This is a genomic window from Longimycelium tulufanense (assembly GCF_014645795.1).
Taxonomy (GTDB): domain Bacteria; phylum Actinomycetota; class Actinomycetes; order Mycobacteriales; family Pseudonocardiaceae; genus Longimycelium; species Longimycelium tulufanense.
Genome location: NZ_BMMK01000004.1, coordinates 194985 through 217860 on the forward strand (window position 1 = coordinate 194985; position 22876 = coordinate 217860).

Sequence of the window (22876 nt, forward strand, 5' to 3'; positions counted from 1 at the left end):
TCGGTTTTCCTGAGGGCCGCGTTCACCGTCTCTGCCCAGATCAGGGGTCCCTTGCTCGCCGCCGGGGCGCCTCGCCGCGCGGGTGACGTCGCAGCGTGGCCGGCCGGCCTGCGCCGTCCTGTCACCGCCGGCGCCTACGGTCTGGCTCGTGCCCCCGAAGAACGTTCGCGCCGCCCGCCCAGGCTACCGCTGCACCGAGTGCGGTCACGAGGTGACCAAGTGGGTCGGCCGGTGCCCGGAGTGCCAGTCCTGGGGCAGCGTCCAGGAGCGGCAGGCGCCCGCCCGACCCGCGCTGGCGAAGGTCGCCGCGGGTGCCCCGGCCACCCCGGCACGCCCGATCGCGCAGGTGGACGTGGAGACGGCCCGGGCGCGCGGTACCGGCGTGGCCGAACTGGACCGGGTGCTCGGCGGCGGGCTGGTTCCGGGCGTGGTAGTGCTGCTGGCCGGTGAGCCCGGGGTCGGCAAGTCCACGCTGTTGTTGGAGGTCGCGCACTGCTGGGCGGCCGGCGGGCACTCCCCCGTCCTGTACGTCACCGGTGAGGAGTCGGCCGGGCAGGTGCGGTTGCGCGCCGAGCGGACCGGTGCGGTGCACGACTCGCTGTACCTGGCCGCGGAAAGCGATCTCGGCAATGTACTCGGGCACGTCGACGCGGTGCGGCCGGGCCTGCTCGTCGTGGACTCGGTGCAGACGATGCAGTCGCCCGAGGCGGAGGGCACGCCGGGTGGCGTGACCCAGGTGCGGGCGGTGACGACCGCGCTCGTGGCGCTGGCCAAGGAGCGTGGCCTGCCGGTGGTGCTGGTGGGGCACGTGACCAAGGACGGTGCCGTGGCCGGCCCGCGGGTGCTGGAGCACCTGGTGGACGTGGTGCTGCAGTTCGAGGGCGACCGGCACTCCACGTTGCGGATGGTGCGTGGGGTGAAGAACCGGTTCGGTCCGGCGGACGAGGTCGGCTGCTTCGAGCTGCGGGACGACGGGATCGAGGGGGTGCCGGACCCGTCCGGGCTGTTCCTCACCCGCCGCGAGACCGGGGTGGCGGGCACCGCGGTGACCGTGGTCGTGGAGGGCAAGCGGCCGTTGCTGGCCGAGGTGCAGTCGCTGGTGGCCGGCTCGGGGCTGGCGACGCCGCGGCGCGCCGTCAGTGGGCTGGACTCCTCGCGGGTGGCGATGGTGCTGGCGGTGCTGGAGCGGCGGGGTCGGATGCGGCTCGGTGACGCGGACGTGTTCGCCGCGACGGTCGGCGGGATGCGGGTGGCGGAGCCGGCTGCGGACCTGGCATTGGCGTTGGCGGTGGCCTCCGCCGCACGGGACGTGCCGCTGCCACCGGATGTGGTGGCTCTGGGTGAGGTGGGGCTGGCCGGTGAGGTGCGGCGGGTGACGGGTGCGGGCCGGCGGTTGGCCGAGGCGTTGCGCCTGGGCTACACCCGGGCGCTGGTGCCGCCGGACTCCGGTCCGTTGCCGCCGGAGCTGCGTGCGGTGGTCGTGCCGGACATCGGAGCGGCGCTGCGTTTCCTGCGGGACAACGCCGAACGGCAGGGCTGACGGGACTCTGGTGCCCAGACCGCGGCGGGACAGCGGATTCGCCGGGGGCGTACAGCGCTCGCTGGTCGGGATGGTTGTGCGCGTGGTGAAACGCTCGGGCGTCCGCGGCAGCCAAGTATTGCCCGGGCGGTGCGTTTGTCCGCTCTGCACCATTTGCCAGCTCGGGCTGTGGTTCTTTCTTCTGGTCACAACGCTTCCCCGGCGCCGCATCGACAAGATCGTCCGGCCGGGGCTCGGAAATCCGGGGGCTTCCGTCCCCGACCCTGTCCGGTTTCGGCCTGCGTGTTCGGCGGTTTCCTGCTCCGCCGAGTGGTCCCGGGTGGCGGAACTTCGGCGGCGTGACGGCTGTTGCTCACTCGTCGGGGTGGCAGACGCCTACCTGCGGCGAACCCCTGTTCGGCGGAATGGACTTCGTAGACTTCCGCATGCGTGGGAGCGAGGAGGAGGGTCGATCGGTGAACGAGCCGGGGCAGTCGGAGCTGCTGCGGACAACGCTGGGCAGGCTGGCACCGGGCACCGCGCTCCGCGACGGGTTGGAACGGATCCTGCGTGGCCGCACGGGTGGGCTGATCGTGCTCGGGCACGACAGCGCGGTGGAATCCATCTGTGACGGGGGTTTCCGGCTCGATGTCGAGTTCAGCGCGACCCGGTTACGCGAGCTGTCGAAGATGGACGGCGCGGTGGTGTTGTCCACGGACGCGAGTCGGATCCTGCGGGCCAACGTACAGCTGGTGCCGGATCCGACGATCCCGACCGAGGAGTCGGGCACCCGGCACCGGACCGCGGAGCGGTCGGCGATCCAGACCGGGCACCCGGTGATCTCGGTGAGCCAGTCGATGAGCATCGTCAGCGTCTACGTGGACGGGCGGCGGCACGTGTTGACCGACTCGGCGACGATCCTGTCCCGGGCGAACCAGGCACTGGCGACGCTGGAGCGGTACAAGGCGCGGCTGGACGAGGTGACGCAGGCGCTGTCCGCGCTGGAGATCGAGGACTTCGTCACGGTGAAGGACGCGATGACGGTCGCGCAGCGGCTGGAGATGGTGCGTCGGATCTCGGCGGAGATCGACGCGCACGTGATAGAGCTGGGCGCGGACGGCCGGTTGATCGAGCTGCAGCTGGACGAGCTGGTGGGCGGTCTGGAGGAGGACCGCGAGCTGCTGGTGCAGGACTATCTTCCGGTGCCGCCCGGCCCGGATGCGGTCGCCGCGGTGGTGGCGGCGCTGGACGCGCTGGACGGCACGGAGCTGCTGGACGTGGCGTCGGTGGCGAAGGCGTTCGGATACCCCGGCACGCCGGAGTCGTTGGATGACCAAGTGAGCCCGCGGGGTTACCGCCTGCTGGCCAGGGTGCCGCGGCTGCCCGGCCAGGTGCAGAACCGCCTGGTGGAGCACTTCGGCTCGCTGCAGGCGTTGCTGGCGGCGACCGCGGACGACCTTCAGCTGGTGGACGGTGTCGGGGACGCGCGGGCACGGGTGGTCCGGGAGGGACTGTCCCGGATGGCGGAAACCTCGATCGTCGACCGCTACGGCTGAGCCGGGCCCGGCCCGTCCCAAACCAATGACGAGGCCGAACTTTTTTTCCACTGCCGGGACGCCGCGCCTGGCTACGGCCAGCGTGAGCGAACGCCGTGCCAGCCTGTCGGGCCGGGCACATCCGACATCCATGCGGCCATCACCGGCCACCACACCGGCTTCGGCGGTTCCTCCGGCGCGTCGCACCCCGACGGGATGCTGGGCAGCTAGCGGACGAACCGGAAGCCGGCCGGCGGGCCGGTCAGGTGGCCGAGCTTGGCGTGCACCACGTACTCCCCGGCCGGGACCTGTTCGCGCTTGACCGGGCAGCCGGGCTTGGAGGTGTTGCCGACCCACCGGATCGTGCTGGTGCGGTTCTCGCCGGGTTTCAACAGCTTCGGCTCCTCGGCCAGGCCGGGGTAGCAGTCGTTGGAGGAGAAGTACCGGGTGGCGTCGTCAGCGCTGAACACCACCAGTTCCTGGGTGAGTTCGCTGACGTCGCGGTAGCAGGGCACCGGCCCGACGTTTTCCACCCGGAAGGTGAGCGCCGGCTTCTCCCCGATCCGGTACTGCGGCCGGTCCGCCCACGAGGTGAGCTTGATGGCCTCGTCCGGGCACGGCCCGGGTGGTCCGGGCGTGGGGGACGGTTTCTCCGGCGTGGGCGAGTCCGCCGCGGACGCGCTGCCGGAGTTGGCCGGGCTGGTCGTCTCGCCCGAGCTGGCCGCGGAGGCGCTCGCCGAGGGCGAGCTGGACGGCACTGGCTGCTCCAGCCGGGAGAGCAGGGAGGCCGAGCCGAGCACGCGCTCCCCGGTGTCGTCCTCGACCGGGTCGTCGCCACCGAGCGCGGCGCCCACCGCCCACACGGCGAGCACGAGGACCACCACCACGCCGCCGAGCGCTGCGGCGCGCCGGCGCCAGTAGACCGACGGCGGGTGTGGGCCGATCGGATCCAACATGGGCCGACGGTAGCCCGGTGGCACGGCGGAGTGGTGGACCTCACGATCACCCTGTCAGGTCAGTTCCTGCCCACGCACGGACGCAGACATGATCTACGTAACGTGGTGTTTGTCCGGTTGACCTTGCACGATGACCGGCGGCCAGGTTCCATGACGTCGACCGGGTGAGAGACGTCGCCACGAGTGGTGATCGCTGTCATCCGCTGCCGCGCCGCGTTGCGGCCATCCATCCCCCGTGTGTGTAAGGAGGTGGCGGTGCCCGCCGTCGACGATCTGCTCCAGCGGCACCAGCAGGTTGCCGAGCGTTCTGCCCCGAGCGTGCAGGGCGCGGTTCCCGGCCTGCACGTCACCGTGGTGACCTGCATGGACACCCGGATCGACCCGATGGAGGTGCTCGGCCTGAAGCTTGGCGAGGTACACGTGCTGCGCAACGCGGGCGGCATCGTGACCGATGACGTGATCCGGTCGCTGTCGATCAGCCAACGCCGGCTGCAGACCCGCGAGGTCATGGTCATCCAGCACACCCGGTGCGGCATGGCCACGCTCACCGAGGACGAGTTCAGGGACGAGTTGGAGCGGGAGACCGGGCTGCGGCCGACCTGGGCCGTGGAGGCGTTCCGCGAGGTCACCGACAGCGTGCGGCAGTCGGTGGAGCGGGCGCGGCGCAGCCCGTACCTGCTGCACACCGACCAGATCCGCGGGTACGTCTACGACGTCGAGACCGGTGCGCTGAGCGAGGTCGCGTAACCGGCTGCCCATGGGCTGAGGGCACCGGCCGGGTCCCTGGTGTTGCAGGGCCCGGTGGCCCTGGTGTCCGGCCACGGCAACCGGTGTTTGGCCGCGAGTGGCAGGATCGATCTCGCCATGACGACCGAGACCTGCGCGCAGGGTCGAGCGCCCGAGGTGCTCGCCCTCGATCCCGAACTGCTGCTGGCCTGGTTCGACGCCAATGTCCGTGACCTGCCCTGGCGCCGGCCGGAGTGCACGCCGTGGGGCGTGCTGGCCAGCGAGGTGATGCTGCAGCAGACGCCGGTGGCCCGGGTGGAGCCGGTGTGGCGGGAGTGGATGGCGCGGTGGCCGCGCCCGTCCGCGCTCGCCGCCGCCAGCCAGGCCGAGGTGGTGCGGGCCTGGGGCAAGCTCGGCTACCCGCGTCGCGCGCTGCGGTTGCACGCCGCCGCCACGGCGATCGCCGAGAAGCACGGCGACGTCGTGCCCGCGGATGTGGATACCCTGCTTGCCCTCCCTGGGATCGGCGCCTACACCGCGCGTGCCGTGGCCGCCTTCGCCTACGGGCGGCGATGCCCGGTGGTGGACACCAATGTGCGACGGGTGGTGGCCCGGGCCGTGCAGGGCGCCGGTGATGCCGGGCCGCCCGCCACGAACCGGGATCTGGCCGATGTCCAGGCCCTTCTTCCGGCGGAGGAGAACCGTGCGGCCCGCTATTCGGCGGCGTTGATGGAGCTGGGCCAGGTGGTCTGCACGGCACGTTCCCCGCGCTGTGCGGACTGCCCGGTGGTGGATCGCTGCGCGTGGCACCGGGCGGGTCGCCCGGCCTACCAGGGACCCACCCGTCCGACGCAGAAGTTCGCCGGCACCGACCGGCAGGTGCGGGGATTGTTGTTGGACGTGTTGCGCGGCTCGTCAGGACCGGTCGAGCGTCCTGCGCTCGACGCGGTGTGGGCGGACGCGGGACAACGCGACCGCTGCCTTGACTCGCTTCTCGTGGACGGGTTGATCGAGCAGACCGACGACGGCCGGTTCGCGCTGCCGGGCGAAGGTTGACCAACCCGGCACCAATAACGCGGTGTGGCGGCGGATTTCGGGCCTCATGCCTCAGCTTCCCGTCCCACTTCTGAGCTGGCACGGCTGGTTCGCGTTCGCGGTTCGGGGGTTCGGGGCCGTGCGGGTCAGCTTCACTCTCCCGTGTTGGGGTGGGAACCGACAGAATGCGGCGGTGGCCGACGCGCTGGAGATGTTCTTCGACGACCGGGCGGACGAAGCGGTGCGGGCGCTGTGGCGGCGGCTCGAGGAGTCCGGCGTTTCCAGCCTGCCGACACGAACGCACCGGCGGCATCGCCCGCACGTCTCGTTGGCCGTGGCCGGGACCATCCCCTCGCGAACGAGGGCAGCCCTACGCGGGGATCTGGCATTACTGTCCATCCCGGCACTCTGGCTCTACACGCTGGGCACCTTCCCCACCGAGCAGAATGGGCTCTTCCTCGGGGCGGTTGTCGACACCGAGCTGATCGCGGTGCACTCCGCGGTGCACGATACCTTGGCGAGCAAGGTAAAGCACCCCTCCGCCTACTACCTTCCGGGAGCCTGGGTGCCGCACTGCTCGTTGGCACAGGACATTCCCGCCGAGCAGCTGGTTACTGGCTTCGCCGCGTTACACCCGGTCGAGCCGATCCGTGCCGAGGTGGTCGAGATCGGCGTGACCGACACCCGTACCGGCGAGGTGGATGTCCTGCTATCGCGCCAGGACTTCGGAAAGAAATGCTGACACCGCGCCGCGGTAGATGTCAGGTTCCTCGTCGTGGACGAGATGCCCTGCACCGGGGACGACGATGTGGCGGGCATCGGGTGCGCGTCGTGCCATCTCGGCCATCTGACCGGAGGGGACGATGCCGTTTTGCCCCTCAATCAGGAGAAGTGGGCAGCGCAGATCGTCCACAAAGGACCAGAAGGGGCGTTCTCCCCACTCCGCGGCGATCCCGGCTGCCTCGTCGAGGTCGCACAGGAAGTGGTAGCCGTCGGTGCGTTCCTCGACGCATTCGACGAAGTAGTTGCCCACGACCGGGTTCTGCTCGCCGAAGAAGGACCGCACGTGGGCCAGCGAGCGGAACGGCACGGGCCAGGAACGGAACCAGGGTTGCCAGTCGGCGACCGTCCGTCCGCGTTGGTCGACGGCCATGTCCTCCACGACCAGCGCCCGCACCAGCTCGGGCCGGCTGGCGGCCAGCGCGAGGCCGTGCAGGCCGCCCATGGAGTGGCCGATGACGACCGCGGGGGCGAGGTCGAGCTCCTCGACGGCCTTGGCGGCGTCGGCGGCGAAGTCCTCGGTGCGGCAGGAGCCGGCGGGAGCGGGGTTGCGACCGTGCCCGCGGGCGTCGAGGCCCACGACACGGCCGTAGGCGGTGAGCCACCGTGTCACGGGCCACCAGGTGGTCGCCCGGCCCATCAGCCCGTGCAAGAGCAGGATCCCCTGCCCCTCACCGCCGAATTCGACGCGCATGGGCGGCAGGCTACGCGGCCGCGCCCCCGGGCACCGATGCCGGCAGGGGGTGAGCTTGATCATGATCCGGCTCAACTGATGTTGCCGGGCCCAGATGGTCGTTAGCTTTGCCCCGTTCGTGAGAGAGAACCGATTTGCGAGGGGGATATGAAGCTTCTCCGTGTTGCCACCGTTTCGGCCGCGGTTGCCGCCGCGTTGTTCACCGCCGCTGCTCCGGCGGTGGCCGCAGCACCCGCGACGTCCGCCACCAGCGCGAAGATGCTCGTCGCCGGGTGTTCGGAGCGGGGCCAGCAGCATCAGACCATCCGACGGGGCTCCCGTGGTGCCGCCGTCCGTCACCTGCAGTGTCTGATCAACAAGCGGTGGCGGGTGGTCAAGGACGCCCCGGTGACGGTGGACGGTGTCTTCGGCCCCGCCACCGAGCGTGCCGTCCGCCAGATCCAGCGGATCGGGAGCCGACAGGCCGGCGTGAAGCTCAAGGTGGACGGCATCGTCGGGCCGAAGACGTGGAAGTTCATCCACTCGGGCAGCTGGGACTGACGGCCCGCCCATGAGCTCGTGACGCGGGCTGCGCGGATGTCCGGGCAGCCCGCGTCACGGCATCCGGGCGCGTCGGGCTCGGTCGCTGCCGCGTTTCTCTCGTCCCGTCGGAAGTGTGCGGGTTCGGCAGACCGCCCGGTTCGGTAACACGCCACACGGGCCTCGTCGTGGTGCGCCGGAAGCCGCTAGCGTCGGGACATGGCGATTGTCAAGATCAACGCGATCGAGGTGCCCGAGGGTGCCGGCCCGGAGCTGGAGAAGCGGTTCGCGGCCCGCCTGGGCATGGTGGAGAAGGCCCCGGGTTTCCTCGGCTTCGAGTTGCTGCGCCCGGTGGCCGGGGAGAACCGGTACTTCGTCTACACACGGTGGGAGAACCAGGAGGCGTTCGAGTCCTGGATGAGCTCCACGATGAAGGAGGCCCACAGCGGGGACCGCGCCAAGCCGGTGGGTACCGGCGCCAGCCTGCTGGAGTTCGAGATCGTGCAAAGCGTCACCCCGGAGAACAAGGGCTGAGTATCGGCGCCTGCGCAACAGGCGGTCGCGGAAGCGGGCCGGTACTCCCCGTGGCAGGTCACCGCGCCTTTGTCTGGCCGAGGGCGGGGTTGGTGCTGATGCGGGCCGCGAGGATGCTGGCGTGCCCCACACGGGACGGGCCCGCTGGTGTGCCGGCTGCCGAGCGGGCGGCCGGCCCGGCTTGGAGTTCGAGTGCGTTGAGGAAACGGGAGTTGGCCCGGGCCGCCGAACTCATCGGCGGCGCCGAGGCGTTGCTGGTGTGTGCCGGTGCGGGCATCGGCGTGGACTCCGGGCTGCCCGACTTCCGCGGCGACGAGGGTTTCTGGCGTGCCTACCCGCCCTACCAGCGGCTCGGGCTGCGGTTCGTGGAGCTGGCCGACCCGGTGCACTTCCGGGCCGACCCGGAACTGGCGTGGGGCTTCTACGGTCACCGGTTGGGGCTGTACCGGTCGACCGTCCCGCACCGTGGGTTCGACCTACTGCGGAGCTGGGGCGCGCGGCTGCCCGGCGGGGTCGCGGTGTTCACCTCCAACGTCGACGGGCAGTTCCAGCGCGCCGGGTTCACCGAGCTGGTCGCCGAGTGTCACGGGTCGATCCATCACCTGCAGTGCGTTTCGCCGTGCCAGGCGGAGATCTGGCCGGTGGAGGTGGAGGTGGTGATCGATCCCGACACCATGCGGGCGCGGCCGCCGCTGCCGACCTGCCCGGCGTGCCGCGGGCTGGCGCGCCCGAACATCCTGATGTTCGGCGACGGCGACTGGGTCGGCACGCGCAGCCAGGAGCAGCTGGACGAGGTGAACGCCTGGCGCCGCAGGTGGAGCGCCGGGCTGGTGGTGGTCGAGCTGGGCGCGGGGACCGCGCTGCCGACGGTGCGGCGCTATGCCGAGCTGGCCAGTGCCGTCAACGGGGCGCTGGTCCGGATCAACCCGCGCGAGCCGGAGGTCCGGCACGGCCGGGGTGTCTCACTGCCGATGCCGGCGCTGACCGCGTTGAGCGTGATCGACGAGCTGCTTCGCTAGCGCCTGCCGCTGGTTACGCCCCCGCCCACCCGGGTCTGCGCAGCCCACGGCCAGCCTAGCGGGGCGTTTTACCAGGTCAAAATGGGTGTCCACAGGGGAAATGGGTTGTCCACAGGTGGTGGGAAGGGGTTTGACAGCCCGGTGAAATGGCTCAGCCGGGCATCGTGATCGTGGTCAGGACGGCGCGGTGGGCGCTGCCGGACACGTCGAGGACCACGAGGTCGTCCACCGCACACCGCCGGTCCACCAGGACGTGGTCGAGGGCGACCAGGGGCACCAACCGGTCGGCCGGCCAGGTGGGCACCAGGCCGCGCCCCACCTCGGCGGCGGCGTCCCGGTAGCCCTGGTTGACCAGCGCCCGCAGCGGGGCGTGGTCCAGGGTGGCGTTGAAGGTGCCGGCCAGGATGCGGGGCGGGCCCTCCCCCGGCGCCGCGGGCAGCCCCGCCAGCTCGCGCCGCCACTGGTCGGGACCGGCCGGGCTGAGCGGCCGCGCCGCGTGCACGACCACCACCTCCAGGCCCCGGCTGCCGGGGACGTCCACCCATGCCGAGGGCTGCTCGTGCCGGGACGGTCCGGCCAGGGCCCGGCGGCGCAGCGGGAACCTGGCGGCCAGGCCCGAGCCGGTCCCTTCGGCGGTGGGCTCGAACTCCCGGTAGGGCAGCTCGGTGCGCAGCCCGGCCGCGTCGAGCGCCGCCACCGCCTCCGGGGTCAGCCCCTGCAGGCTCAGCACGTCCACCCGGCCGCGCCGCACCCAGTCGACGACGGCCCGGGCGTTGCCGTGGCCGGACAGGTTGGCGCTGAGCACCCGGACCTGCGGGCCGCGCTGGAACGGCCGGCTGTCCGGCAACACGCGGCCGGCGACGTCGGCACCCAGGATCACGACCAGGACCAGCGCCAGCAGTCCGATGATCCATCGCCGGGCCAGGAGCGAGAACACGGCCAACACGAAGCCGACCGCGAGGACGTACGGCGTCAGCGCGATGAGCGCCACGGTGTAGCGATTTGCGTCGAGCCCCAACAGGCGCACCGCGGCCGCCACCAGGAACAGGGCGACCAACACGAACAGGAGCCCGCCGACAAGGCGACCCCCCGGTCGCCGGCGCGGCGGCGCCAGGTCCTCGTCCCGCTCCTCGGCGTCGGCCTCCCCGGTCACGCTCACCGAGGGTAGCCCCGTCCACGACCGGCAGCGGGCCTACGACGAGCTGCGGGTGGCGAGACCAACCCCGCGCGGGGAGGCCCGGACAGGTCGAAGGGCGCCCACCCTCGGGTGGGCGCCCTTCGACGGCTAGGCGATTACTTCTGCTCGGTCTCGCCACCGGCGGTGAGGTTCACCGGCGGGGCGTCCGGCACCCGCACGGCCGGCTTCGGCTCGCCGCGGAAGGTGAACCGGGCCTGGTCGTCCGGGCCCTCGCCGGTCCAGCCCTCCACGTCGGCGACGATGATCTGGCCGGAGGTCAGCTCGCCGAACAGGATCTTCTCCGACAGCTGGTCCTCGACCTCGCGCTGGATCGTCCGACGCAGCGGCCGGGCACCCAGCACCGGGTCGAACCCACGCCGGGCCAGCAGCTTCTTGGCCATCGGGGTCAGCTCCAGCGACATGTCCTTGTTGCGGAGCTGGGTCTCGACCCGGGAGATCATCAGATCCACCATCTCGATGATCTGTTCCTCGGTGAGCTGGTGGAAGACGATCACGTCGTCGATCCGGTTGAGGAACTCCGGGCGGAAGTGCTTCTTCAGCTCGTCGTTGACCTTCTGCTTCATCCGCTCGTAGTTGTCGCCCGCGGCGCCACCACCGGAGAAGCCGAACCCGACGGCCTTGGAGATGTCCTGCGTGCCCAGGTTGGAGGTGAAGATGATCACGGTGTTCTTGAAGTCCACCGTACGGCCCTGGCCGTCGGTCAGCCGGCCGTCCTCCAGCACCTGCAGCAGCGTGTTGTACACCTCCTGGTGCGCCTTCTCGATCTCGTCGAAGAGCACCACCGAGAACGGCTTGCGCCGCACCTTCTCGGTCAGCTGGCCGCCCTCCTCGTAGCCGACGTAGCCCGGAGGCGCGCCGAACAGCCGCGAGGCGGTGTAGCGGTCGTGGAACTCACCCATGTCGATCTGGATGAGCGCGTCGTCGTCGCCGAACAGGAACTCCGCCAACGCCTTGGAGAGCTCGGTCTTCCCGACGCCGGAGGGGCCGGCGAAGATGAACGAGCCGGACGGCCGCTTGGGGTCCTTCAGGCCCGCACGGGTGCGGCGGATCGCCTGGGAGACGGCCTTGACCGCCGGCTCCTGGCCGATGATCCGCTTGTGCAGCTCGTCCTCCATGCGCAGCAGCCGGGTGGTCTCCTCCTCGGTGAGCTTGAAGACCGGGATGCCGGTCCAGTTGGCCAGCACCTCGGCGATCTGCTCGTCGTCGACCTCGGCCACCACGTCCAGGTCACCGGACTTCCACTGCTTCTCGCGCTCGGCCTTCTGCCCCAGCAGCTGCTTCTCGGCGTCGCGCAGCTTGGCGGCGCGCTCGAAGTCCTGGGCGTCGATCGCCGATTCCTTGTCCCGGCGCACATCGGCGATCTTCTCGTCGAACTCGCGCAGGTCCGGCGGGGCGGTCATGCGACGGATGCGCATCCGCGCGCCGGCCTCGTCGATGAGGTCGATCGCCTTGTCCGGCAGGAACCGGTCGTTGATGTAGCGGTCGGCCAGGGTGGCCGCGGCCACCAGCGCGGAGTCGGTGATCGAGACCCGGTGGTGCGCCTCGTAGCGGTCGCGCAGCCCCTTGAGGATCTCGATGGTGTGCTCCAGCGAGGGCTCACCGACCTGGATCGGCTGGAACCGGCGCTCCAGGGCCGGGTCCTTCTCCACGTGCTTGCGGTACTCGTCCAGCGTGGTCGCACCGATGGTCTGCAGCTCGCCGCGGGCCAGCATCGGCTTGAGGATGCTGGCGGCGTCGATCGCGCCCTCGGCCGCACCCGCACCGACCAGGGTGTGGATCTCGTCGATGAACAGGATGATGTCGCCCCGGGTGCGGATCTCCTTGAGCACCTTCTTCAGGCGCTCCTCGAAGTCACCGCGGTACCGGGAGCCGGCCACCAGCGAGCCGAGGTCCAGGGTGTAGAGCTGCTTGTCCTTCAGCGTCTCCGGGACCTCGCCACGGACGATCTTCTGCCCCAGGCCCTCGACCACGGCGGTCTTGCCCACGCCGGGCTCGCCGATGAGAACCGGGTTGTTCTTGGTCCGGCGGGACAGCACCTGCATGACCCGCTCGATTTCCTTCTCCCGGCCGATGACCGGGTCGAGCTTGCCCTCGCGGGCCGAGGCGGTGAGGTTGCGGCCGAACTGGTCCAGCACCAGCGACGAGGACGGGGTGCCCTCACCCCGGCCACCGGTCTCGGCCGGCTCCTTGCCCTGGTAACCGGACAGCAGCTGCAGCACCTGCTGCCGCACCCGGTTGAGGTCGGCGCCGAGCTTGACCAGCACCTGCGCCGCCACGCCCTCGCCCTCGCGGATGAGGCCGAGCAGGATGTGCTCGGTGCCGATGTAGTTGTGGCCGAGCTGCAGCGCCTCCCGCAGGGACAGCTCCAGCACCTTCTTCGCGCGCGGCGTGAACGGGATGTGCCCGCTCGGGGCCTGCTGCCCCTGGCCGATGATCTCCTCGACCTGCTGGCGCACCCCCTCCAGCGCGATCCCCAGCGACTCGAGCGCCTTCGCGGCGACACCCTCACCCTCGTGGATCAAGCCCAGGAGGATGTGCTCGGTGCCAATGTAGTTGTGGTTGAGCATCCTGGCCTCCTCCTGGGCCAGGACAACCACCCGCCTCGCGCGGTCGGTGAACCTCTCGAACATTCGCACTCCCTGACTGCTGCGCCGGCGGTCCTTGACCCGCCAATCGCCTCAGAGCAGCTCTCCAACGCCACCGGCCGGGTGTCGGCACCGTACGACCACTGTAGTCGCCGGGACCGTCGCGCTCAGTTCCCGCTCGCTGCTCAGTCCATGCGCTTCTTGCCTGACGACGTGCCCAACGCCGCGACGGCCTGCGGGATTCCATGTCGCGGGGGCTGTCCGCTGAGCGCGAACAGCCCGGTCCAGGCGTTCCAGGTTGCACCGGCCGGGTGACCGGCTTCACCGGGCGGAACGGACACCGACTCCGGTAAGGTTAGGCAAGCCTGACCAAACCCGGGGCACCCGAGTCGGGAAGCGAGGACGTCGTGGCACGCATCGCGACCGCACCCCAGGGGGTTGCACGGTGACGCTTGCGCCGGGTCCCCTGACGCTCCCCTCCGTCGCCGAGCACCCGCTGGCGACAACCTTCTCCAGGCTGGAACCGCTGTCGCAGTTCATGGAGCTGCGGCTGGGCGCTCCGGGGGAGGGCACAGCGGGCCGGGGCGGTTGGGAGCGATGCGTCGACCTGCTGGCCGACCCGGCCCGGTTGGACACCTGGCGGGCCCGGCTGGCCGACTGGCTCCGTACCGCGTACGGGCTGGCGGGGGCGCCGGAGCGCACCACGGACGGCTACGTCATGGCGTGGTACCTGGGCGTTCCCGCCCTGCTCGGGGCGACCTTGTTCCACACCGCGCGGCGGGTGCCCTCGTTGCGGCCGGAGGACCTGGCGTTCCGGCTGGCCGGGGACCGGCCGCATCCCGACGGGATCGCGCTGCTCGATGGGCGGTTCAGCTGCCTACCCGACGACCCGGCCGCGGACAGCCCGGACAGCACGATGGTGGCCGACGAGCACGCGTTGGCGGAGCTGCTGCGGGCCCGGTACGTAGGGCATGCGGCGCGGTTCGTGGCCGTGTTCGGCCCGACCACCCGGATCGGGCGGCGGATGCTGTGGGCCGCGGCCACCGACGCGCTGGACGCGGCGTTGTGGCAGGCCGGGCGGGTCTTCGGCAACGAGGGCGCCGGGGTGGCCGACGCCGCACTGCTGCTGCCGCCCGATCCGACGCCGCTGACCTCGGGCTCCCGGCTGTACCAGGTGAGCGGGCCGGACGGGCGCAGCGTGTGGACGCGGCGTCGGCAGAGCTGCTGTTTCCATTTCGCACTGCCCGGGGCCGAGGCATGCGTCACCTGCCCGCGCACCCGGGACGCCGAACGCGCCCGCCGCGCCCTGGAGGGATGAGGCCGCATCTGCGCCGGGGGCTCCCTGTTTGGTTTCTCACCCGTGCCCGATGTCTCACCCACGTCGGGTACGCACTGCATCGGTGTAGCGCTCGGTCGTGACGTCAGCGTCGGTGATACCCAGTTCGGCCAACACGGTGCGCACGACATCAAGTGCTTCGGCAAGCTCGTGCTCCTCGCACACCGGAGTCTCGACTTCGAGGAATGTTTCCTCGAGTTCCGGAACACGGACCAGGGTCGCGAGCAGTTCGCGGCCGCCGGCCCGGAACACGTGGTTGACGCAGTGCTTCTCGAAGGCGATCAACTCGCGAAGCCCGAGCCCAACGAGGACCTCACGGAGGACCTCGGCTGAGCCGACCTCGGTCTCGTGTTCCGGCTTGGAATCGCTCGCCCGATCCACCGCCGCGGTCTTGTAGGTGAGGAGCACATGAGTCCCACCTTGGTTCTCCACCACCCGAACCCGAAGTTCCCGGTCGTCGGCCGATAGCGAGCCATCCGGCCAGTCGAAGTAGGTGTCGCGATAGACACTCGGCTCACCTGGCGCGCGTTTCTCCAACGTGTCCCGCACCGCCGCCGCGTCCCGCACCCGTGCCTTCAGCTCCGCCTCGATCGCCATGCCGCCTCCGTCAAACGACACGCTTCGCAGCAGCACACACTCCATCGACGAACCGCCGGAACCCTCGATGCAGGGCACCGTATGGCGTGGGAGCGATCTGGTACACCCTGACTCGTGTTCTTCGTGCTCCGCACCGAACGCCGACACGAAGAGCGTGTCATCCAGGCCGATTACTCTCCAGGTTGGCAGCGACGTATAGAGGTAGACCTCGACCGCGTTGTGTTCGGCCAGCTCACGTAGCCGGGCAATGGCTAGCTCGATGCCGGCGCGGAACGACTTCAGCGATTCCCCCACCTCCGTCGCTCGATTGGCCGCAGCCTCGAGTCCGGTTCCAGCAGGAGAACTCGCATCTGGCAGCCTCCGCCCAGCACCGCCGGGTGGAGCAGGGAGTCATTGAGTGCGAGGATACCAAGCCCCCGCACCGCAAGAATTTCGACTGAACGTGCATGTTTCGCGGCGGCCCGAATCTCGGCGGCCCTGGAGGGGTGACTTTCGCGGTGGCCGGCACGGTCGTTGCCCCAGAGTCCCGCATGGCAGGTCCGGACACCCGGCTGGCGGATATCCGGACCTGCCGTGGGAATTCGCCCGACGCCGTCGACCCGTACGTCAGAGCAGGCCGCCCCCGCCGCCCAGGCCATTGAGGATGCCCAGGCTATGAATCAGGCTATCCAGGTCGACGGGCACCATGGGGACATCCTTGAAGAAATGCTGGAAGAGTAGTGGGTCGGCGTGGGCCATGGGCGCGGTGAGCACCAGAGCCGAGCCGACGATCGCCGCGGTGACCAATGTCCTAATGCGCATACGCGACCTCCCTGCCTTTCCTGCGGGCTGCAGTCACACGATCATTGATCCGAACGGTCGAGCGGTCCATGCCCTGAACGACTGAGAGCTGCTCGGTCGAGATCGCTGGGAGGGGAAGTTGTCCCGCTGATCACCGGCACGGTGTCCGTCAGGCGCGAGGCCGTTTTCGGCCGCGTTCACAGAGCCCCGGCGGGACAGGGAGTTCACGGACACCTGGGCGGATGGAGGTTCCGGGGCGGGGCCACGGCGACATGTACGCCGCCCAAGGCGGATCAGGTGCGGTGGCGGGAACCGATGGGGACGACGAGCGGGGTGCCGGCCACGGGGTCGGGGACGACCCGGGCGTCCAGGTCGAACACGTCGCGCAGCAGCTGCTCGGTCAGTACGTCGCCGGGGGCGCCTTCGGCGACGATCTTGCCGTCGCGCATCGCGACCAGGCGGTCGGCGTAACGGGCCGCCAGGTTGAGGTCGTGCAAGACCATCACCACGGTCCGCCCCAACTCGGCGTGCAGTTGCTGCACCAGATCCAGCACATCCACCTGGTGCGCCAGGTCCAGGTACGTCGTCGGCTCGTCGAGCAGCAGCAGGTCGGTGCCCTGCGCCAAGGCCATCGAGATCCACGCCCGCTGCCGCTGCCCACCGGACAGCTGGTCGAGCGTGCGCTCGGCGAACTCCAGCATCCCGGTCTTGCGCAACGCCTCGGCCACCGCGGTCTCGTCGTCGGACGACCACTGCCGGTACCAGCGCTGGTGCGGATGCCGGCCTCGCGCCACCAGGTCAGCCACGGTCAGGCCCTCCGGCGCCTGCGGCGCCTGCGGCAGCACACCGAGGATCCGCGCCACCTCCTTGGTGGACATGCGGTCGATTCGCTTGCCGTCCAGCAACACCTGGCCACCCTGCGGGCCGAGCAGCCGGCCCAACGCGCGCAGCAAGGTGGACTTGCCACAGCCGTTGGGCCCGATCACCGCGGTGACGGTGCCGTCGAGGACGTCCAGGTCCAGCCCGTCGACGACCACGTTCTCGCCGTAGGCCAGCCGTAGCGCCTCGGCGCGCAGCCGCGCTTCGTCCGAGCCGGACCGCACGATCCCACCGGAGTTGACTGCGGACACAGCGGTCATGCGCGGACCTCCCGGTAGCGCCGGGCCAACAGGTACATGAGGTAGGGGGCGCCGAGGACGGCGGTGACGACACCCACGGGCAACTCGGCACCACCGAACGCGGTGCGGGCGAGCAGGTCGGCCGTCACGGTGAGCAACGCGCCGAGCACGGCCGAGACGATCAGTGGTGGCTGTGCGGTCCGGCACAACCGCATCGCGATCTGTGGGATCGCCAGCGCGACGAACACCACGGGCCCGGCCGCGGCGGTGGCCACCCCGGCCAGCCCGACCGCGGAGACGAGCAGCAACGCCCGGGCCGGCGTGACCCGAACCCCGATCCCGCGCGCGGTGTCGTCGCCGAACTGCAGGGCACCGAGCACCCGGGACCCGATCAGCGCGGGGGGAACCAGCACCAGCAGCGCGAGGGCCACCGGCTGGACGTGTTCCCACCCGCGGCCACTGAGGCTTCCGGTCAGCCAGATCATGGCTCGCCCGGCGTCGGTGACGTCGCCGAGGGTGAGCAGCCAGAAGGTCACGCTGAGCAGCAACCAGTGCGTGGCGATGCCGACCAGGACGAGGCGGTAGCTCTCGATTCCCCGTTTCCAGGCGAGCAGGGTGACGGCCACAGCGGTACCGAACGCCCCGAGCAAGCCGGCGACCGGTACGCCGATGTCGGCCAGCGGACCGCTCAGCGCGCCGTAGGAGCCGCCGACGACGATGACGCTCACAGCCGCGACGCTCGCTCCCGCGGTGATGCCGACGATGTCGGGAGTCGCCAGCGGGTTGCGGGTGATCGACTGGGTGATCGCTCCCGCCAGCGCCAGCGCGGCACCAACGAGCACGCCGGTGAGGGATCGGGGCAGCCGGAGGTCCAGCACGATGAACTGCTGCGCGCGGGTACCGCCGCCGGCAAGGACCTGAAGTACCTCGCCGACGCTGATCGGAAAGTCGCCGCGGCCGATGTTGACGGCCATCACCAGCACCAGCAGGGCGAGACCGACCACGGCGACGGCCAGCATGCGCAGCCGGAGCACCCAGGAGGCGCCCGCGAGCCGCACGGCTGGCCGCCCGGGAACGCGAACCTGCTCCGCGACGGACGGTGACGGGGTTTGCGTGGTCGGCTCGGTGGTCACAACCGCACCAACTTCCGGCGCCGCACCATGACGATGAAGAACGGCACACCGACAACGGCGAGCATGATCCCCACCTGGAGTTCGCCGGGTCGCGCCACGACCCGGCCGGCCACGTCGGCGAGCAGCAGCAGGGTGGCGCCGAGCAGCCCGGAGTACGGCAGGATCCACCGGTAGTCGGCGCCGACGACGAGGCGCGCCACGTGCGGCACGACGAGGCCGATGAAGCCGATCGGTCCGCACACCGCCACGGTGGCCCCGGTGAGCAGTGTGATCGCGGCGATACCCAGGCCGCGGGTGAGCCCCACCCGGTGTCCCAGCGACCGGGCCACGTCCTCGCCCAGCGCCAGGGCGTTCATGCCGGGCGCGTTCGCCAGGGCCACGACGAGGCCGACGACCAGGAACGGCAGCACCTGCACCACGAGGTCGGGGTCACGCCCGGCGATCGCACCGACCTTCCAGAACCGGTAGACGTCCAGGGCCTGCGAGTCCAGCAACACCACGACCGCGGTGAGGGCGTAGAGCAGGTTGCTCATGGCGGCGCCGGCGAGGGCGAGCGTGACCGGGGTGGGCCCGCCGCGTCCCACGGAGCCGAGCAGGAACACGCCGACGCTGGCCAGCAACGCGCCGACGAAGCCGAACCAGACGTAGCCGTAGAGGCTGGTGACGCCGAGCGCGTAGATGCCGAGCACCACGGTGAAGGCGGCGCCGTAGGTGACGCCGAGCAGGCCGGGATCGGCCAGCGGGTTGCGGGTGTGGCCCTGCATCAGGGCGCCGGCGACACCGAGTGCGATACCGGCGACCAGGCCGAGCAGCGTGCGCGGGAGGCGGAGCGAGCGGACGACCACGTCGTCCTCGGTGCCGGTGGGCTGGAACAGGGCGTGCCAGACGTTGTCGAGCGGGATCTGTTTGGCGCCGACGGCCACACTCAGCAGACAGGCGACCACGAGCAGGGCCAGCACCGCCGCCAGGCCGAGGAGCCGGCGTCGCCGGCGGGCCGCCATCGCCCGCACGTCGCCGGCCCGGGTGACATTGGTCGCCGGGGCGGCTGCGCCCTGCGGGGTGGGGGACGGGTCGATCACGTGCCCGCGCACCGGACTCTCCCCTCCCGCACGACCAGCCTCCTCGGTTTAGGTTAGGCGCACCTAATCAGCGCCGGGTAAGCCTAATGGACCAGAGTCGCCCACCAATGCGGACGAGAGGCCCGCCGAGGGTGACGCAGTTGATCGCTTCAAGCGAAGAGTTCACCGCGTCGGGTTGTCGATCCAGCCCCTCGGTCGTGCTCGTGGTGAGAGGACTCCTGCTGGTCGGCCGCTGCGTCGGCAGCGGGCGAAGTCGGTCGTCGGACCTGCCAGGACATGACAGGACCAGGACAGATTCTGATCCGGCGGGCACCGCGGCTCGCCCGCTCCCCGACATCCCCGTGGCGAACGTCACCACCCGGGCACGCGGCGACGATGGCGTGATCGTTTCAGGACAGTCCGCCGACGAGAAAGATTGCGGCCCCGTAACAACGACAGCCCGAGCCCGCCGCCACGAGTTGCGCTCGCTTCGGTCAAGGGGAAGAAGTGGCTGCTCGTCGCGTCTCCGGGTGACTTGGCTCCCTATCGAGTAACCCCGGACCGGTTCGCTCGTTAAAGCACGGTACGCGGTGAAGATGGACAGGTTTACCCACCAGTGGGGGTCGAGTCGGAACTCCAACGCGTTCGCATGGCCGCGCCGGGCACCACCCATGCGGCCGAATCAAACCCGCGTCGCCGACGGGAAGCGAGAAACCCCGGAACGTCTCGGCGACGTGAACGGTTCACCGAAGCACTTGTGAGATGAACCGGGATCGGCTGCCGGAGATAGCGGCACATCTGGTCGAGGTATGCCCGCTACCAGGAGATTTGGCCGTTCCGGCCAACAACTAGCGATAAGATTTGCACCACTTGCCCGGCTCGCGCGACGGCCGAACGTGCGCGGACGTTCAGTTCTCGTTGTGGTAGGCGTCGAGCACGTCCGCCGGGATGCGGCCACGGTCGGAGACCTTCATCCCACGCTTGCGGGCCCACTCCCGAATGGCCTGGTTCTGCTCGCGGTCGGCGGCGGCCGGACGGGCGGGGCGGCCCGGGCGACCGGTACCACGCCCGCGCTTGGCACGGCCACCGGCACGCCGGGCACTGTCAATGAAGTCCCCGAGCGCGTCCCGCAACTTGGCCGCGTTCTTCTCGGAGAGGTCGATCTGGTACGTCACGCCGTCCAGCGCGAACTCCACGGACTCCGAAGCCTCCGTGCCGTCGATGTCGTCGACGAGCTGAACGGTGACCTTCTGCGCCATAGGTCATCCTCCCTGGATTGGAAAGGGCGGAGCGGAAAACCCGACCGCCAGTGGCCCTACAAAGACTTGGCCAATGCAGCGCAAGTTGTAGCGCCTCTGGGAGAATAATGCAACAGCCCGGCACCACTCATTCCGGGCGGACGAGCGGGAACAGGATGGTCTCCCGGATACCCAGACCCGTCAGCGCCATCAGCAACCGGTCGATACCCATTCCCACACCACCGCTCGGTGGCATTCCGTACTCGAGTGCTCGCAGGAAGTCCTCGTCGAGCTGCATCGCCTCATCGTCACCGGCGGCGGCCAGCAGCGACTGCGCCTGCAGCCGCTCCCGCTCCACCACCGGGTCGACCAGCTCGGAATAGCCGGTGGCCAGCTCGAACCCGCGCACGTAGAGGTCCCATTTCTCGGCAACCCCGGGCTGGCTGCGGTGCTGGCGGGTGAGCGGGGAGGTCTCCACCGGGAAGTCGCGCACGAAGGTGGGCGCGACCAGGTGGGCGCCCACCAGGTGCTCCCACAGCTCCTCCACGAGCTTGCCGTGGCCCAGCTTGGGATCCACCTCCAGGCCGCGGCCGTCCGCGTGCTTGCGCAGGATCTCGGCGGGCGTCTCCGGGGTGATCTCCTCGCCCAGTGCCTCCGACAGGGAGCCGTACATGGTCAGCGTCGTCCACTCGCCGGACAGGTCGTACTCACTGCCGTCCGCCCAGGTGACGACCTGGGTGCCGAAGACGGTGTCCGCCGCCTCCTGGACGAGCTGCCGGGTCAGCACCGCCATCGAGTCGTAGTTGCCGTACGCCTCGTAGAACTCCAGCATCGCGAACTCCGGCGAGTGCGTGGAGTCGCTGCCCTCGTTGCGGAAGTTGCGGTTGATTTCGAAGACCCGGTCGATCCCGCCCACCACGCACCGCTTCAGGTACAGCTCGGGCGCGATGCGCAGGTACAGGTCGATGTCGAAGGCGTTGGAGTGCGTGGTGAACGGGCGAGCCGCGGCGCCGCCGTGCAGCGTCTGCAGCATCGGCGTCTCGACCTCGACGTATCCGCGGCGGTGGAAGGAGTCGCGCAGCGAGCGCAGCACGCCGGCACGCATGCGCACGGTGTCCCTGGCCTGCTTGCGCAGGATCAGGTCGACGTAGCGCTGGCGGACCCGGGTCTCCTCGGCGAGCTCCTTGTGCGCGACCGGCAGCGGGCGTAGCGCCTTCGACGCCATCCGCCACTCGTCGACCAGGACCGAGAGCTCGCCGCGGCGCGAGGTGATGACCTCGCCGTGCACGAACACGTGGTCGCCGAGATCGACGTCGGCCTTCCAGTCGGCCAGTCGCTCGGCGCCCACCTTGTCCAGGCTGAGCATGGCCTGCAGCTCGGTGCCGTCGCCGTCGCGGAGGGTGGCGAAGCAGAGCTTTCCGGTGTTGCGGACGAACATGACGCGACCGGCCACGCCGACGATGTCGCCGGTGGCGGTGTCCGATGGCAGGTCGGGGTGGGCGTCGCGGACCTCGCGCAGGGTGTGGGTGCGCGGCAGCTCGACCGGATACGGATCGTGGCCGGTGGCCAGCAGGCGCTCCCGCTTCTGCCGACGCACCCGCATCTGCTCCGGGAGGTCGTCGCCGCTGGTCACGGGGTTCTGCTGGGGCTGCTCAGTCACGGCTTCCAAGGGTACGGAACGGCGGTCGTCCGCTAACGTCGGGTCATGGAGCCGTTGGCGGGCGCGTCCGGGGGTACCTCCGAGGGGTCCGGGGGTACCTCCGAGGAGGAGCTGCGGGCGCGGCGCTCGCTGTCGTTCGGCAGCCGGGCGGCCGAGTACGCCGAGCACCGGCCCGACTACCCGGGTGCGGCGGTGGACTGGGCCCTGGAGCCGGTCCGGGACCGCCGGCCGCTGCGTGTGCTCGACCTCGCCGCGGGCACGGGCAAGCTGACGGCGTCGCTGGTGGGGCGGGCCGACGAGGTGACGGCGGTGGAGCCGCACCCGCAGATGCGTGCGGAACTGGGCCGGCGGGTGTCGGGTGTGGTCGCGCTGGACGGCACCGCCGAGAGGATCCCGTTGCCGGACGGCTCGGTGGACGCGGTGCTGGTGGCGCAGGCGTTCCACTGGTTCGATGCTCAGCCCGCGTTGCGGGAGATCGCCCGCGTCCTTGCTCCCGGGGGCGTGCTCACGGCGATCTGGAACCTCGAGGACGACCGGGTCGAGTGGGTCGCCGCGCTGTCCCGCATCCAGGAGATAGGCCCCAGCTATGAAAAGCACCACACCCGCGGGCTGCCGGTGCACGAGAGCTTCGCGCCATCGGAGACCAGGGATTTCCCGCACTCGCACCACCGCACGATCGACAGTCTCGTGCGGACGGTCGGCACCTACTCGCTGGCCCTGATCCGTGACCCGGAGGACCGCGCCACGCTTTTCGAACGCATTCGGAGCTACCTCCGGTCACGGCCGGAGACGGCCGGCGGGGAGTTCGACTTCCCGCTCGTCACGCACGCGGTGCGCATGGTTCGCCGGTGACATC

21 protein-coding genes are annotated in these 22876 nt (G+C 70.5%); 10 read left to right on the plus strand and 11 right to left on the minus strand.

Annotated features, from left to right (window positions below):
• Positions 1-148: 148 nt before the first annotated feature.
• Entirely contained in the window at positions 149-1540 is a 1392-nt protein-coding gene (gene radA, locus IEY55_RS07045; protein ID WP_189055159.1) for a DNA repair protein RadA, read from the plus strand.
• A 455-nt stretch (positions 1541-1995) separates the two neighbouring features.
• A complete protein-coding gene (gene disA, locus IEY55_RS07050) occupies positions 1996-3075 on the plus strand; it encodes a DNA integrity scanning diadenylate cyclase DisA (RefSeq protein ID WP_229686134.1) in 1080 nt (359 codons plus the stop codon).
• A gap of 206 nt (positions 3076-3281) precedes the next feature.
• Here disA and IEY55_RS07055 read toward each other — a convergent pair whose 3' ends face one another.
• A complete protein-coding gene (locus IEY55_RS07055) occupies positions 3282-4010 on the minus strand; it encodes a hypothetical protein (protein ID WP_189055163.1) in 729 nt (242 codons plus the stop codon).
• A 255-nt stretch (positions 4011-4265) separates the two neighbouring features.
• Between IEY55_RS07055 and IEY55_RS07060 the strand changes: the two genes are divergently transcribed.
• From IEY55_RS07060 to IEY55_RS07070, 3 genes are all read left to right on the plus strand, one after another.
• A complete protein-coding gene (locus IEY55_RS07060; protein ID WP_189055165.1) occupies positions 4266-4757 on the plus strand; it encodes a beta-class carbonic anhydrase in 492 nt (163 codons plus the stop codon).
• A gap of 117 nt (positions 4758-4874) precedes the next feature.
• Positions 4875-5792: an iron-sulfur binding domain-containing protein gene (locus IEY55_RS07065; RefSeq protein WP_189055167.1), complete on the plus strand. Its 918-nt coding sequence runs from the start codon at positions 4875-4877 to the stop codon at positions 5790-5792.
• Positions 5793-5964: 172 nt separating this feature from the next.
• Positions 5965-6513, plus strand: a complete 549-nt coding sequence (locus IEY55_RS07070; protein ID WP_189055169.1) for a 2'-5' RNA ligase family protein — start codon at positions 5965-5967, stop codon at positions 6511-6513.
• On the opposite strand, the gene IEY55_RS07075 is transcribed toward IEY55_RS07070, so the two are convergent.
• Complete coding sequence (locus tag IEY55_RS07075) at positions 6481-7245, minus strand: alpha/beta fold hydrolase (RefSeq protein ID WP_189055171.1); 765 nt, start codon at positions 7243-7245, stop codon at positions 6481-6483. The genes IEY55_RS07070 and IEY55_RS07075 overlap by 33 nt on opposite strands.
• A 147-nt stretch (positions 7246-7392) precedes the next feature.
• Between IEY55_RS07075 and IEY55_RS07080 the strand changes: the two genes are divergently transcribed.
• The 3 genes from IEY55_RS07080 to IEY55_RS07090 all read left to right on the plus strand — a co-directional run bounded on the left by IEY55_RS07080 (position 7393) and on the right by IEY55_RS07090 (position 9317).
• Positions 7393-7785 (plus strand): peptidoglycan-binding domain-containing protein, encoded by a 393-nt coding sequence (locus tag IEY55_RS07080; RefSeq protein WP_189055173.1) that lies wholly within the window; start codon positions 7393-7395, stop codon positions 7783-7785.
• A gap of 198 nt (positions 7786-7983) precedes the next feature.
• Positions 7984-8298 (plus strand): antibiotic biosynthesis monooxygenase family protein, encoded by a 315-nt coding sequence (locus IEY55_RS07085; protein WP_189055175.1) that lies wholly within the window; start codon positions 7984-7986, stop codon positions 8296-8298.
• A gap of 197 nt (positions 8299-8495) precedes the next feature.
• A complete protein-coding gene (locus IEY55_RS07090) occupies positions 8496-9317 on the plus strand; it encodes an SIR2 family NAD-dependent protein deacylase (protein ID WP_229686135.1) in 822 nt (273 codons plus the stop codon).
• Between the two features lie 151 nt (positions 9318-9468).
• Here IEY55_RS07090 and IEY55_RS07095 read toward each other — a convergent pair whose 3' ends face one another.
• Positions 9469-10470 carry an endonuclease/exonuclease/phosphatase family protein gene (locus tag IEY55_RS07095; RefSeq protein ID WP_229686136.1) on the minus strand — a complete coding sequence of 334 codons (1002 nt, stop codon included), beginning with the start codon at positions 10468-10470 and terminating at the stop codon, positions 9469-9471.
• Positions 10471-10610: 140 nt separating this feature from the next.
• A complete protein-coding gene (locus IEY55_RS07100; protein ID WP_189055177.1) occupies positions 10611-13145 on the minus strand; it encodes an ATP-dependent Clp protease ATP-binding subunit in 2535 nt (844 codons plus the stop codon).
• A gap of 400 nt (positions 13146-13545) precedes the next feature.
• On the opposite strand from IEY55_RS07100, the gene IEY55_RS07105 reads away from it, so the two are divergent.
• Positions 13546-14418, plus strand: coding sequence for a (2Fe-2S)-binding protein (locus tag IEY55_RS07105; RefSeq protein WP_373289973.1), 873 nt, complete (start codon positions 13546-13548; stop codon positions 14416-14418).
• 54 nt (positions 14419-14472) lie between these two features.
• Here the strand turns inward: IEY55_RS07105 and IEY55_RS07110 are convergent, their stop codons facing one another.
• The 7 genes from IEY55_RS07110 to lysS form a co-directional block, all read right to left on the minus strand.
• Positions 14473-15327 carry a class IV adenylate cyclase gene (locus IEY55_RS07110; RefSeq protein ID WP_229686137.1) on the minus strand — a complete coding sequence of 285 codons (855 nt, stop codon included), beginning with the start codon at positions 15325-15327 and terminating at the stop codon, positions 14473-14475.
• A gap of 312 nt (positions 15328-15639) precedes the next feature.
• Entirely contained in the window at positions 15640-15834 is a 195-nt protein-coding gene (locus IEY55_RS07115; RefSeq protein WP_189055179.1) for a hypothetical protein, read from the minus strand.
• Positions 15835-16106: 272 nt separating this feature from the next.
• Positions 16107-16952, minus strand: coding sequence for an ABC transporter ATP-binding protein (locus IEY55_RS07120; protein WP_189055181.1), 846 nt, complete (start codon positions 16950-16952; stop codon positions 16107-16109).
• Complete coding sequence (locus IEY55_RS07125; protein WP_229686138.1) at positions 16949-18064, minus strand: FecCD family ABC transporter permease; 1116 nt, start codon at positions 18062-18064, stop codon at positions 16949-16951. The genes IEY55_RS07120 and IEY55_RS07125 overlap by 4 nt, the downstream gene beginning before the upstream one ends.
• Positions 18061-19065 (minus strand): FecCD family ABC transporter permease, encoded by a 1005-nt coding sequence (locus tag IEY55_RS07130; protein ID WP_189055369.1) that lies wholly within the window; start codon positions 19063-19065, stop codon positions 18061-18063. The genes IEY55_RS07125 and IEY55_RS07130 overlap by 4 nt, the downstream gene beginning before the upstream one ends.
• Positions 19066-20030: 965 nt before the next feature.
• Positions 20031-20381: a histone-like nucleoid-structuring protein Lsr2 gene (locus IEY55_RS07135; RefSeq protein WP_189055183.1), complete on the minus strand. Its 351-nt coding sequence runs from the start codon at positions 20379-20381 to the stop codon at positions 20031-20033.
• A gap of 127 nt (positions 20382-20508) precedes the next feature.
• Positions 20509-21963 (minus strand): lysine--tRNA ligase, encoded by a 1455-nt coding sequence (gene lysS / locus IEY55_RS07140; RefSeq protein ID WP_189055371.1) that lies wholly within the window; start codon positions 21961-21963, stop codon positions 20509-20511.
• Between the two features lie 102 nt (positions 21964-22065).
• On the opposite strand from lysS, the gene IEY55_RS07145 reads away from it, so the two are divergent.
• Positions 22066-22872, plus strand: coding sequence for a class I SAM-dependent methyltransferase (locus IEY55_RS07145; protein ID WP_189055185.1), 807 nt, complete (start codon positions 22066-22068; stop codon positions 22870-22872).
• Positions 22873-22876 lie beyond the last annotated feature (4 nt).

What these genes read in the sequence shown, in the direction of transcription:
- IEY55_RS07115 (WP_189055179.1), bottom strand. Translation starts at nt 15,834, where the DNA reads ATGCGCATTAGGACATTGGTCACCGCGGCGATCGTCGGCTCGGCTCTG.
- IEY55_RS07145 (WP_189055185.1), top strand. Translation starts at nt 22,066, where the DNA reads ATGGAGCCGTTGGCGGGCGCGTCCGGGGGTACCTCCGAGGGGTCCGGG.
- lysS (WP_189055371.1), bottom strand. Translation starts at nt 21,963, where the DNA reads ATGCGGGTGCGTCGGCAGAAGCGGGAGCGCCTGCTGGCCACCGGCCAC.
- IEY55_RS07130 (WP_189055369.1), bottom strand. Translation starts at nt 19,065, where the DNA reads ATGGCGGCCCGCCGGCGACGCCGGCTCCTCGGCCTGGCGGCGGTGCTG.
- IEY55_RS07080 (WP_189055173.1), top strand. Translation starts at nt 7,393, where the DNA reads ATGAAGCTTCTCCGTGTTGCCACCGTTTCGGCCGCGGTTGCCGCCGCG.
- IEY55_RS07135 (WP_189055183.1), bottom strand. Translation starts at nt 20,381, where the DNA reads ATGGCGCAGAAGGTCACCGTTCAGCTCGTCGACGACATCGACGGCACG.
- IEY55_RS07055 (WP_189055163.1), bottom strand. Translation starts at nt 4,010, where the DNA reads ATGTTGGATCCGATCGGCCCACACCCGCCGTCGGTCTACTGGCGCCGG.
- IEY55_RS07120 (WP_189055181.1), bottom strand. Translation starts at nt 16,952, where the DNA reads ATGACCGCTGTGTCCGCAGTCAACTCCGGTGGGATCGTGCGGTCCGGC.
- IEY55_RS07085 (WP_189055175.1), top strand. Translation starts at nt 7,984, where the DNA reads ATGGCGATTGTCAAGATCAACGCGATCGAGGTGCCCGAGGGTGCCGGC.
- IEY55_RS07075 (WP_189055171.1), bottom strand. Translation starts at nt 7,245, where the DNA reads ATGCGCGTCGAATTCGGCGGTGAGGGGCAGGGGATCCTGCTCTTGCAC.
- IEY55_RS07100 (WP_189055177.1), bottom strand. Translation starts at nt 13,145, where the DNA reads ATGTTCGAGAGGTTCACCGACCGCGCGAGGCGGGTGGTTGTCCTGGCC.
- IEY55_RS07065 (WP_189055167.1), top strand. Translation starts at nt 4,875, where the DNA reads ATGACGACCGAGACCTGCGCGCAGGGTCGAGCGCCCGAGGTGCTCGCC.